The organism is Pseudomonas sp. Y39-6, assembly GCF_023651955.1.
In the GTDB taxonomy this organism is placed as follows: domain Bacteria; phylum Pseudomonadota; class Gammaproteobacteria; order Pseudomonadales; family Pseudomonadaceae; genus Aquipseudomonas; species Aquipseudomonas veronii.
In genome coordinates, this window is sequence record NZ_CP069594.1 from 4,308,435 (window position 1) to 4,320,132 (window position 11,698).

Annotated in this window: 11 protein-coding genes; 8 read left to right on the forward strand and 3 right to left on the reverse strand. The window is 62.4% G+C overall.

Going from position 1 to position 11,698, the window contains the following annotated elements; genetic code table 11:
* The first annotated feature begins 196 nt into the window (after positions 1 to 196).
* The 6 genes from JN756_RS19415 to JN756_RS19440 are packed head-to-tail and all read left to right on the forward strand — an operon-like array spanning position 197 to position 6,236.
* Complete coding sequence (locus tag JN756_RS19415; RefSeq protein ID WP_177030112.1) at positions 197 to 3,118, forward strand: monovalent cation/H+ antiporter subunit A; 2,922 nt, start codon at positions 197 to 199, stop codon at positions 3,116 to 3,118.
* Entirely contained in the window at positions 3,118 to 3,462 is a 345-nt protein-coding gene (locus tag JN756_RS19420) for a Na+/H+ antiporter subunit C (protein ID WP_007986256.1), read from the forward strand. Before JN756_RS19415 ends, JN756_RS19420 begins: the two co-directional genes overlap by 1 nt.
* Positions 3,459 to 5,141 carry a monovalent cation/H+ antiporter subunit D gene (locus JN756_RS19425; protein WP_201021185.1) on the forward strand — a complete coding sequence of 561 codons (1,683 nt, stop codon included), beginning with the start codon at positions 3,459 to 3,461 and terminating at the stop codon, positions 5,139 to 5,141. Before JN756_RS19420 ends, JN756_RS19425 begins: the two co-directional genes overlap by 4 nt.
* Entirely contained in the window at positions 5,138 to 5,626 is a 489-nt protein-coding gene (locus tag JN756_RS19430) for a Na+/H+ antiporter subunit E (RefSeq protein WP_017848090.1), read from the forward strand. Before JN756_RS19425 ends, JN756_RS19430 begins: the two co-directional genes overlap by 4 nt.
* Entirely contained in the window at positions 5,623 to 5,901 is a 279-nt protein-coding gene (locus JN756_RS19435) for a K+/H+ antiporter subunit F (RefSeq protein ID WP_017848091.1), read from the forward strand. The genes JN756_RS19430 and JN756_RS19435 overlap by 4 nt, the downstream gene beginning before the upstream one ends.
* Positions 5,898 to 6,236 (forward strand): Na+/H+ antiporter subunit G, encoded by a 339-nt coding sequence (locus JN756_RS19440; protein WP_017848092.1) that lies wholly within the window; start codon positions 5,898 to 5,900, stop codon positions 6,234 to 6,236. Before JN756_RS19435 ends, JN756_RS19440 begins: the two co-directional genes overlap by 4 nt.
* Before the next feature lie 67 nt (positions 6,237 to 6,303).
* On the opposite strand, the gene JN756_RS19445 is transcribed toward JN756_RS19440, so the two are convergent.
* The 3 genes from JN756_RS19445 to JN756_RS19455 all read right to left on the reverse strand — a co-directional run bounded on the left by JN756_RS19445 (position 6,304) and on the right by JN756_RS19455 (position 10,092).
* Complete coding sequence (locus JN756_RS19445) at positions 6,304 to 6,762, reverse strand: HIT family protein (protein WP_201022312.1); 459 nt, start codon at positions 6,760 to 6,762, stop codon at positions 6,304 to 6,306.
* A 229-nt stretch (positions 6,763 to 6,991) separates the two neighbouring features.
* Positions 6,992 to 8,380, reverse strand: coding sequence for a cysteine--tRNA ligase (gene cysS, locus JN756_RS19450; RefSeq protein WP_017848094.1), 1,389 nt, complete (start codon positions 8,378 to 8,380; stop codon positions 6,992 to 6,994).
* Between the two features lie 14 nt (positions 8,381 to 8,394).
* Positions 8,395 to 10,092, reverse strand: a complete 1,698-nt coding sequence (locus JN756_RS19455) for a glutamine--tRNA ligase/YqeY domain fusion protein (protein WP_017848095.1) — start codon at positions 10,090 to 10,092, stop codon at positions 8,395 to 8,397.
* A gap of 248 nt (positions 10,093 to 10,340) precedes the next feature.
* Between JN756_RS19455 and JN756_RS19460 the strand changes: the two genes are divergently transcribed.
* Both JN756_RS19460 and lpxH read left to right on the forward strand, forming a co-directional pair.
* Positions 10,341 to 10,844 (forward strand): peptidylprolyl isomerase, encoded by a 504-nt coding sequence (locus tag JN756_RS19460; protein WP_017848096.1) that lies wholly within the window; start codon positions 10,341 to 10,343, stop codon positions 10,842 to 10,844.
* The gene (gene lpxH / locus JN756_RS19465) at positions 10,841 to 11,590 is read left to right on the forward strand and encodes a UDP-2,3-diacylglucosamine diphosphatase (protein ID WP_057004440.1); all 750 of its coding nucleotides are present in this window, start codon (positions 10,841 to 10,843) and stop codon (positions 11,588 to 11,590) included. The genes JN756_RS19460 and lpxH overlap by 4 nt, the downstream gene beginning before the upstream one ends.
* The last annotated feature ends 108 nt before the right edge of the window (positions 11,591 to 11,698 follow it).

Here is an 11,698-nt window from a genome sequence, read left to right on the forward strand (position 1 = left end):
GGTGGCTGTCAAATCGCCATCCCGGGCACGCCCAGCGTCCACAATCAGGCGCTGGTGCGCGTGGTGGGGGGTTAGCTGAAACAATGCCAAATGGGCGTTTTCAGCCTACCTTGTAGGATCCTGCCACACGTTGCCGTTTGGTGATCAAGAAAGCGGCACGTATGATGCATCCCAAACTCCCGCAGATTAGAAGCCTATGTCCCTGATAGTTCTACTGCTTCTGCCTTTTATCGGCAGCTGTCTGGCGGCCTTGCTGCCGCACAACGCACGTAACACCGAATCCTTGCTGGCCGGCCTCATCGCCCTGATCGGTACTGTTCAAGTCGCCCTGCTCTACCCTCAAATCGCCCACGGCGGGGTGATCCGCGAAGAATTCATGTGGTTGCCCAGCCTGGGCGTGAATTTCGTCTTGCGCATGGACGGCTTCGCCTGGCTGTTCTCGATGCTGGTGCTCGGCATCGGCACGCTGGTGTCGCTGTATGCGCGTTACTACATGTCGCCGGACGATCCGGTGCCGCGCTTCTTTGCGTTTTTCCTGGCATTCATGGGGGCCATGCTCGGCCTGGTGATCTCCGGCAACCTGATCCAGATCGTGTTCTTCTGGGAACTGACCAGCCTGTTCTCGTTCCTGCTGATCGGTTACTGGCACCACCGCGCCGATGCGCGACGCGGTGCCTACATGGCGTTGATGGTCACGGGCGCAGGCGGTTTGTGCCTGCTGGCCGGCGTGATGCTGCTGGGGCATATCGTCGGCAGCTATGACCTGGACCTGGTCCTGGCGGCGGGCGATCAGATTCGCGCGCACTCGCTGTACCCGGTCATGCTGGCCCTGGTGCTGATCGGCGCGTTGAGCAAAAGCGCGCAGTTCCCGTTCCACTTCTGGCTGCCCCACGCCATGGCGGCACCGACACCGGTGTCGGCCTACCTGCATTCGGCGACGATGGTGAAGGCCGGCGTGTTCCTGCTGGCCCGCCTGTGGCCGTCGCTGTCCGGCAGCGAAGAATGGTTCTGGCTCGTCGGCGGCGCCGGCGCCCTGACCCTCCTGCTCGGCGCTTACTGCGCCATGTTCCAGAACGATCTCAAGGGCCTGCTGGCCTACTCCACCATCAGCCACCTCGGCCTGATCACCCTGCTGCTCGGCCTCAACAGCCCACTGGCCGCCGTCGCCGCAGTATTCCACATCCTCAACCACGCCACCTTCAAGGCCTCGCTGTTCATGGCGGCGGGCATCATCGACCACGAAAGCGGCACCCGCGATATCCGCAAGCTCAGCGGCCTGGTGCGCCTGATCCCGTTTACCGCGACCCTGGCGATGGTGGCCAGTGCGTCCATGGCCGGCGTGCCGTTGCTCAATGGCTTCCTGTCCAAAGAGATGTTCTTCGCTGAAACCGTATTCATCTCGTCGACCGCCTGGGTGGAAATCGCCCTGCCGGTGATCGCGACCATCGCCGGCACGTTCAGCGTGGCCTACGCGCTGCGTTTCACCGTGGATGTGTTCTTCGGCCCGCCTGCGACGGACCTGCCCCACACCCCGCACGAGCCTCCCCGCTGGATGCGCGCGCCGGTGGAGCTGCTGGTGTTCACCTGCCTGCTGGTGGGGATCTTCCCGGCCCAGGTGGTCGGCTCGATCCTCGCCGCCGCCGCGCTGCCGGTCGTCGGCGGCGTGTTGCCGCAATACAGCCTGGCCATCTGGCACGGCTGGAACGCGCCGATGATCATGAGCCTGGTGGCGATGTGCGGCGGTGTGCTGCTCTACCTGCTGCTGCGCAAGCAACTCAAGCGCGGGCGCTTCAAGTACCCGCCGGTGATCAGTTACTTCAACGGCAAGCGCGGCTTCGAGCGCTGCCTGGTGCTGATGATGCGCGGTGCGCGCAAAATCGAGAAACGCATCAGCACCAAGCGCCTGCAGACGCAGTTGTTCCTGCTGGTGCTGGTCGCCGTGATCGGCGGGCTGATCCCGCTGCTCAACAGCGGCCTCAGTTGGGGCGACCGGCCGAAGATCCCGGGTTCCATCGTGTTCGTCACCCTGTGGCTGCTGGCGATTGCCTGCGCCCTCGGCGCCGCCTGGCAGGCCAAGTACCACCGGCTGGCGGCCCTGACCATGGTCAGCGTGTGCGGCATGATGACCTGCATCACCTTCGTGTGGTTCTCAGCGCCGGACCTGGCGCTGACGCAACTGGTCGTGGAAGTGGTGACCACCGTGCTGATCCTGCTGGGCCTGCGCTGGCTGCCACGGCGGATCGAAGAAGTGTCGCCACTGCCCAGTACGCTGCGCAAGGCACGCATTCGTCGCTTGCGCGACTTCCTGTTGTCCACCGTGGTCGGTGGCGGCATGGCGCTGCTGTCCTACGCGATGCTGACCCGCCAGACGCCCAACGACATTTCCTCATTCTACTTGAGCCGCGCCCTCCCCGAAGGCGGCGGCAGCAATGTGGTGAACGTGATGCTGGTGGACTTCCGTGGCTTCGACACCCTCGGCGAAATCACCGTGCTCGGCGCCGTGGCGCTGACCGTGTACGCCCTGCTGCGACGCTTCCGCCCCTCCAAGGAAAGCATGCAACTGCCCGCGCAACAGCGCCAACTCGCGCCGGACGTAGCCACCGACCTGATCAACCCGCGCCAGGCCAGCGACACCGCCCTGGGCTACATGATGGTGCCGGCGGTGCTGGTGCGCCTGCTGCTGCCGATTGCGCTGGTGGTGTCGTTCTACCTGTTCATGCGCGGCCACAACCAGCCGGGCGGTGGTTTTGTCGCCGGCCTGGTGATGTCGGTGGCGTTTATCCTGCAATACATGGTCGCCGGCACCCAGTGGGTCGAGGCGCAGATGAGTTTGCGGCCGATGCGCTGGATGGGCTTCGGCCTGTTCTCGGCGACCCTGACCGGGCTCGGCGCATTGTTCGCCGGCTACCCGTTCCTCACCACCCACACCTGGCATCTCAGCGTGCCGGTGCTGGGCGACATCCATATCGCCAGCGCCCTGTTCTTCGACGTCGGCGTGTACGCCATGGTCGTCGGCTCGACGCTGCTGATGCTCACCGCCCTCGGTCACCAATCGGTGCGGGCCCATAAACCGAGCAACCAGCCGAAAACCGTTGCCACACCGGAAGGAGCCGCCTGATGGAAGAAGTCATCGCAATTGCCATTGGGGTCCTGGCGGCCTCCGGCGTCTGGTTGATCCTGCGGCCACGGACGTTCCAGGTGGTGATGGGTCTGTGCCTGTTGTCGTATGGGGTCAACCTGTTCATTTTCAGCATGGGCAGCCTGTTTATCGGTAAGGAGCCGATCATCAAGGACGGCGTGCCGCAAGACCTGCTGCACTACACCGACCCGCTGCCCCAGGCGCTGGTGCTGACGGCGATCGTGATCAGCTTCGCCATGACCGCGCTGTTCCTCGTGGTACTGCTGGCGTCGCGGGGCCTGACCGGCACCGACCATGTGGACGGCCGGGAGCCCAAGGAATGACCTGGGTCAACCAACTGATCGTCGCGCCAATCCTGCTGCCGTTGCTGACCGCCGCGCTGATGCTGATGCTCGGCGAGAAGCACCGCCCGCTCAAGGCGCGTATCAACCTGTTCTCGAGCATGCTCGGCCTCGCTATCGCCATCTTGCTGTTGTACTGGACGCAACAAGGCGGCCCCGGTTCGATCGGCGTGTACTTGCCCGGCAACTGGCAAGTGCCGTTCGGCATCGTGCTGGTGGTGGACCAACTGTCGGCGCTGATGCTGGTGCTCACCGGGATCATCGGCGTGAGTGCGTTGCTGTTCGCGATGGCGCGCTGGGACCGTGCGGGCACCAGTTTCCATGCGTTGTTCCAGATCCAGATGATGGGCCTCTACGGCGCCTTTCTCACCGCCGACCTGTTCAACCTGTTCGTGTTCTTCGAGGTGTTGCTGGCGGCCTCCTATGGCTTGATGCTGCACGGTTCCGGCCGGGCGCGGGTGTCGTCGGGGCTGCATTACATCGCGATCAACCTGCTGGCGTCGTCGCTGTTCCTGATCGGCGCGGCGATGATCTATGGCGTCACCGGCACACTGAACTTCGCGGACCTGGCGCTGAAAATCCCGCTGGTGCCAGAGGCCGATCGCGGCCTGTTGCACGCGGGTGCGGCGATCCTCGCCACCGCATTCCTGGCCAAGGCCGGCATGTGGCCGCTGAACTTCTGGCTGGCGCCCGCGTACTCATCGGCCAGCGCGCCGGTGGCGGCGATGTTCGCGATTATGACCAAGGTCGGCGTGTACACCGTGCTGCGCCTGTGGACCCTGCTGTTCTCCGGCCAGGCCGGGGCGTCGGCGCTGTTCGGCGGCGACTGGCTGGTGTACGGCGGCATGGCGACCATCATCTGCGCGGCGCTGGCGATGCTGGCGGCGCAGCGCCTGGAGCGCATGGCCAGCTTGAGCATCCTGGTCTCGGCCGGCATCCTGCTCTCGTCGGCGGGGTTCGCCCAGCCGAGCCTGACAGCCGGAGCACTGTTCTATCTGGTCAGTTCCACGCTGGCGTTGAGTGCGCTGTTCCTGCTGGCCGAATTGATCGAACGCTCGCGCTCGGCCAACGACCTGCCGCTGGATGAAGAGATCGATGCGCTGCCCAAAGCCATGGAATCCCTGCATCCGCGCCCCGGCGTGAACCTCGATGACGAACAGAAAGCCGTGGTCGGCCAGGTGATTCCCTGGACCATGGCCTTCCTCGGCTTGAGCTTTGTCGCCTGCGCCCTGCTGATCATCGGCATGCCGCCGCTGTCGGGGTTTATCGGCAAGCTCAGCCTGTTGAGCGCGCTGGTCAATCCGCCGGGCTTGGGCCATGCGCTGGATGAGCCTGTCCGCCCTGCCGCGTGGGGCCTGGTGACGTTGCTGATCTTGTCCGGCCTGGCCTCGCTGATCGCCTTCGCCCGCCTGGGCATCCAGCGCTTCTGGACCCCGGAAGAACGCCCGTCACCGCTGCTGCGCCGTTATGAGTGCGTGCCGATCTTCTTCCTGCTCGGCCTGAGCATCCTGCTGACCTTCAAGGCCGAGCCGCTGATGCGCTACACCCTGGACACCGCCAAGAGCCTGAACAACCCGGAACAGTATGTGATGGCGGTCATGGCCACTCGCCCGGTGCCCAGCCCTGAAGCCAAGACCGCGGCGCTGGAGGTGCAGCCATGAAGCGCCTGTTCCCGGCCCCGTGGTTATCGCTGGCGTTGTGGGTGTTGTGGCTGCTGCTCAACTTGTCGATCAGCCCCGGCAACCTGTTACTGGGCGCGCTACTGGGTTTGCTCGCGCCGCTGCTGATGGCGCCGCTGCGCCCGCTGCCGATCCGCATCCGCCGCCCTGGGGTGATCATCCGCCTGTTCTTCCGGGTGGGGCGTGACGTGATCATCTCCAACCTGCAAGTCGCCTGGGGCGTGCTGGTGTGCGGCTCGCGGCCACCGCGTTCGCGCTTTATCAAAATCCCCCTGGACCTGCGCGACGCCAACGGCCTGGCCGTGTTGTCGATGATCACCAGCGTGACCCCCGGCACCGTCTGGTCGGAACTCGCCCTGGACCGCAGCATCCTGCTGCTGCATGTCTTCGACCTGGACGATGAAGCGCAGTTTATCCAGCACTTCAAACACGACTACGAACGGCCCTTGATGGAGATCTTCGAATGAGCGCCCTGCTCTCCAATGCGATCCTGTTCAGCCTGTTCCTGTTCTCGCTGGCCATGGCGCTGACACTGGTGCGCCTGTTCAAAGGCCCATCGGCCCAGGACCGAGTCCTGGCGCTGGACTACCTGTACATCCTGGCGATGCTGATGATGCTGGTGCTGGGCATTCGGTATGCCAGTGATACCTACTTCGAAGCGGCGCTGTTGATTGCGCTGTTTGGCTTTGTCGGGTCATTTGCCCTGGCCAAATTCCTGCTGCGTGGCGAGGTGATCGAATGATGCCGTTATGGGTTGAAGTGTGCGTGGCCGTGTTGCTGGTGCTGAGCAGCGTGTTTGCCCTGATTGGCGCAATCGGGTTGCTGCGCATGAAGGATTTCTTCCAGCGCATGCACCCGCCGGCACTGGCCTCGACGCTGGGCGCGTGGAGCGTGGCGTTGGCGTCGATCATCTATTTTTCGGTGCTCAAGTCCGGGCCGGTGTTGCACGGGTGGTTGATCCCGATCTTGCTGTCGATCACCGTGCCGGTGACGACGCTGCTGCTGGCGCGCACCGCGCTGTTCCGCAAGCGCATGGCCGGTGACGATGTGCCCGCCGAGGTCAGCAGCCGTCGCTGAGTTCTGATGCGACACGGTCAAAAAAAATGTGGGAGGGGGCTTGCCCCCTCCCACATTTGGATCGAGGCTAGGCGAAGGATCGGATGTGTGCCGCCAACTCCGCCAATTCGGCATCATCCGCCCGCACAAAATCGTGGGACGAGATGTACCCCTCGTAGCGATCAAAGAACTTGTCGACCCTGGAACTGATGGGCTTGAAGTCACTGTTCTGTCCGGTCCCATGCATGGGAAACAGCTTCGCATGCAGGTGATCCACCCCGTAGCCTTCCAGAATCATCCCCGTGCGCGCCACATCGGGAAACGCCCGGTCGATCTGCTGCGCGGTTTTCTTCGCCGCCACCACCAGACCTGCCAGCACTTCATCCGACTGGGCGAAGGCGTAGCTTCCGTAGTGCTGCTTGGGGATCACCACGCTGAAACCGGGAGTGTTGGGGAAAATAGACAGGAAGGCCATATGCTGTTGGTCTTCCCACAGAATATGGGCCGGGGAGGTTTTTCGGACAATGCTGCAGAAAATACAATCCATTTGAATCACCGTCAGTTTCATCATGGGCTTGGTCTGGTCGACCATCTAAAGCCAGGATTGGGCGGGCGTCAAAGCAAATGGGCTTTTTCCAGAACGTCGCAGGTTGGCTACCGCTCGAAGCCGTGTTCCGACAGCGTTACGAAGACCGGCCCTTCGCGCATGTTTCGCTGAACCCAAAATGAAAAACGCCCCGAACCAGTCGGGGCGTTTTTCATTCAGCGTTTACTTATCAAGCCTGATCAGCCAAGCGCCACGTCGTCCCACCCTTGCCGTCTTCCAACACCACACCCATCGCGGTCAGTTGGTCACGGATCCGGTCGGACTCTGCCCAGTCCTTGTTGGCCCGCGCCGTCAAGCGCGCCTGGATCAGCGCGTCCACTTCAGCCGCATCCACACGCCCTTCGGCGCCGGCTTGCAGGAAGTCGTCGGCTTCCATCTGCAACACGCCCAGCACGCTGGCCAGTTCTTTCAGGCGTGCAGCCAGACCGGCCGCTGCGTCGAGATCGCTCTCACGCAGGCGGTTGATCTCGCGCACCATCTCGAACAGCACCGCGCAGGCTTCCGGTGTGCCGAAGTCGTCGTTCATTACTTCGGTGAACCGGGCCACGAACGCTTCGCCGCCGGCCGGGGCCACGGAGGGCAGGCCTTTCAACGCGTGGTAGAAACGCTCCAGGGCGCCTTTGGCGTCCTTGAGGTTGTCTTCCGAGTAGTTGATCGCGCTGCGGTAGTGGCTGGACACCAGCAGGTAGCGGACCACCTCCGGGTGGTACTTTTCCAGCACGTCGCGGATGGTGAAGAAGTTGTTCAAGGACTTGGACATCTTCTCGCCATTGATGCGGATCATGCCGCAGTGCATCCAGGCGTTGGCGTAGGTCTTGCCGGTGGCGGCTTCGCTTTGGGCGATTTCGTTTTCGTGGTGCGGGAACTCGAGGTCGCTGCCGCCGCCATGAATGTCGAAGGTCTCGCCCAGGCAGCAGGTGGACATCACCGAGCATTCGATGTGCCAGCCCGGACGCCCGGCGCCCCAAGGCGATTCCCAGCTTGGCTCGCCGGGCTTGGTGCCTTTCCACAGCACGAAGTCGAGTGGGTCTTGCTTGGCTTCATCGACTTCGATGCGCGCACCGATGCGCAGGTCTTCGATTTTCTTGCGCGACAGCTTGCCGTAGCCCATGAACTTGGCGACGCGGTAGTACACGTCGCCATTGCCTGGAGCGTAGGCGTAGCCCTTGTCGATCAAGGTCTGGATCATCGCGTGCATGCCCGGGATATGGTCCGTGGCACGCGGTTCCATGTCCGGCTTGAGGATGTTGAGGCGCGCCTCGTCCTCGTGCATGGCGGCGATCATGCGCGCGGTCAGGACGTCGAACGGCTCGCCGTTTTCCTTGGCGCGGTTGATGATCTTGTCGTCGATGTCGGTGATGTTGCGCACATAGGTCAAGTCGTAGCCGCTGAAACGCAACCAGCGGGTCACCAGGTCAAAGGCGACCATGCTGCGGCCGTGGCCGATGTGGCAGTAGTCGTACACGGTCATGCCGCACACGTACATGCGTACCTTGTTGCCATCCAGCGGCTTGAAGACTTCTTTGCTCTTGCTGAGCGTGTTGTAGATCGTTAGCACGACGGTTCCTTAAATCACTGGCCCCACGAATCACGCAAGGTCACGGTACGGTTGAATACCGGATGGCCAGGTTTCGAGTCCTTGATATCCGCGCAGAAGTAGCCTTCGCGCTCGAACTGGAAACGGTCTTCCGGCTGTGCATTGCCAAGGGATGGCTCGGCACGACAACCCGTGAGTACTTGCAGGGAGTTCGGATTGATGTTGTCGAGGAAGCTCGCGCTGTCTTCGGCTTTCTCAGGGTTCGGCGAACGGAACAGACGGTCGTACAGACGCACTTCGCACTCGACGCTGGCGGCGGCCGGCACCCAGTGGATCACGCCCTTGACCTTGCGGCCTTCAGGGTTCTTGCCCAGGGTTTCTGGATCATACGAGCAGCGCAGTTCGACGATGTTGCCCGCGGCGTCCTTGATCGCTTCGTCGGCGCGGATCACGTAGCTGCCGCGCAGGCGCACTTCGCCGGTAGGTTCCAGGCGCTTGTAGCCTTTTGGCGGCTCTTCCATGAAGTCGTCACGGTCGATGTAGATTTCACGGGCGAACGGCAGTGCGCGCACGCCCATGTCTTCTTTCGGGTGGCGTGGCAGTTCGAGGTTCTCGACCTGGCCTTCCGGGTAGTTGGTGATCACGACTTTCAGCGGGCGCAGCACGCACATGGCGCGCGGGGCGCTGTGGTCGAGGTCGTCACGGATGCTGAATTCGAGCATGCCGAAGTCGACCACGCCGTCGGAACGGTTGGTGCCGACCATTTCGCAGAAGTTGCGGATGGACTTGGGCGTGTAGCCGCGACGGCGGAAGCCCGACAGCGTCGACATGCGCGGGTCGTCCCAGCCGTTGACGTGCTGTTCATCCACCAGTTGCTTGAGCTTGCGCTTGCTGGTGATGGTGTAGTTCAGGTTCAGGCGGCTGAATTCGTACTGGCGCGGGTGTGCCGGAACCGGCAGGTGCTCCAGGAACCATTCGTACAGCGGACGGTGACTTTCGAACTCCAGGGTGCAGATGGAGTGGGTGATGCCTTCGATGGCGTCCGACTGGCCGTGGGTGAAGTCGTAGTTCGGGTAGATGCACCACTTGTCACCGGTCTGGTGGTGATGGGCATGGCGGATGCGGTACATGATCGGGTCGCGCAGGTTCATGTTCGGCGAGGCCATGTCGATCTTGGCACGCAGTACACGGGCACCGTCTGCGAACTCACCGGCGCGCATGCGGGCGAACCAGTCCAGGTTCTCTTCCACCGAACGGTCGCGGAACGGGCTGTTCTTGCCCGGCTCGGTCAGCGTGCCACGGTATTCCTTGGCCTGTTCAGGGGTGAGGTCGTCGACGTAGGCCTTGCCGGCCTTGATCAGCACGATGGCCCAGTCGAACAACTGGTCGAAATACTTGGACGCATAGCGCACTTCACCGGACCATTCGAAGCCCAGCCACTTGATGTCGCTTTCGATGGCGTCGATGTATTCCTGGTCTTCCTTGGCCGGGTTGGTATCGTCGAAACGCAGGTGCGTGACGCCACCGAACTCCTGGGCCAGACCGAAGTTCACACAGATCGACTTGGCGTGACCGATGTGCAGGTAGCCGTTGGGCTCCGGCGGAAAGCGCGTGACGATCTGCGTGTGCTTGCCCGAATCCAGGTCCGCCTGGATGATCGGGCGCAGGAAATTGACCGTGGCGGCAGGACCGGCCTTGGCGTTCGAGGTAGGGTCGACAGTGGGCTTGCTCATATTATCCTTGAACAGACGAGTACGTGGCCTTGGGCAGGCCAGATAAAACAAAGGGCTTATCATAGCCGAAGCGGTCAACCGCCTGACAGGGTGCGGCCAAAAACTGCTGCTTTAATTGCCCGGGCGGTAAAAAACCACCTCGAAATTCCCGCAGGGCACGCTAAACTGCGCGTCTTGGCCAACGTTTAGCCAAACAGGTCAGGCGCACAGCGCCCGAACCCACGAATTCCCTGAAAAGAGTAGTACACATGACTCAAGTCAAACTGACCACCAACCACGGTGACATCGTCATCGAGCTGAACGCCGAGAAAGCGCCGATCACCGTCGCCAACTTCATTGAATACGTGAAAGCCGGCCACTACGAAAACACCGTTTTCCACCGTGTCATCGGCAACTTCATGGTCCAGGGCGGCGGTTTCGAGCCTGGCATGAAAGAAAAGAAAGACAAGCGCCCAAGCATCCAGAACGAAGCGGACAACGGCCTTTCCAACGACAAATACACCGTCGCCATGGCCCGTACCATGGAGCCGCATTCGGCCTCCGCGCAGTTCTTCATCAACGTCGCCGACAACGCCTTCCTCAACCACAGCGGCAAGAACGTGCAGGGCTGGGGCTACGCGGTGTTCGGTAAAGTCACCGAAGGCACTGACGTCGTCGACAAGATCAAAGGCGTTGCCACCACCAGCAAAGCCGGCCACCAAGACGTGCCAGCAGACGACGTGATCATCGAGAAAGCCGAGATCATTGAGTGATATTGCTGATTTCAGACTTGCATCTGGAAGAGGAACGCCCGGACATTACCCGGGCGTTTCTGGATTTACTCCACGGCCGCGCCCGTGGCGCCCAGGCGTTGTACATCCTCGGGGACTTCTTTGAAGCCTGGGTTGGCGACGATGGGATCACCCCTTTCCAGCGCTCGATTTGCGCGGCCCTGCGCGAACTGAGCGACAGCGGCACCGCGATTTTCATCATGCACGGCAACCGCGACTTCCTGATCGGCAAGACGTTCTGCAAAGCCGCAGGCGCCAAGCTGCTCAAGGACCCGAGCGTCGTGCAACTCGCCGGCGAGCCGGTGCTGTTGATGCACGGCGACAGCCTCTGCACCCGCGACGTCGGCTATATGAAGCTGCGGCGCATCCTGCGCAACCCGATTGTGCTGTTTATCCTGCGTCACCTGCCCTTGCGCACCCGCCACAAACTGGCGCGCAAGCTGCGCAACGAAAGCCGGGCGCAGACGCGGATGAAGGCCAACGACATTGTCGACGTCACCCCTGAGGAAGTGCCGCGGGTGATGCAGCAGTTCGGCGTGCGTACCCTGGTCCACGGCCATACGCACCGCCCCGCCATTCATAAGTTGCAGATCGGCGATCAGGCGGCCAAGCGTATTGTGCTGGGGGATTGGGACAAGCAAGGCTGGGCATTGCAGGTGGATGAGCAAGGGTTTCAGCTGGCGGCGTTTGACTTCGTCAATCCGCAACTGGCACTGCCGGGCGCCTGATCAACTGTGGGAGGGGGCTTGCCCCCGATGGCAGTGGGTCAGCTTCAAATAGGTTGACTGATACACCGCTATCGGGGGCAAGCCCCCTCCCACAGTTGATTGCATTCC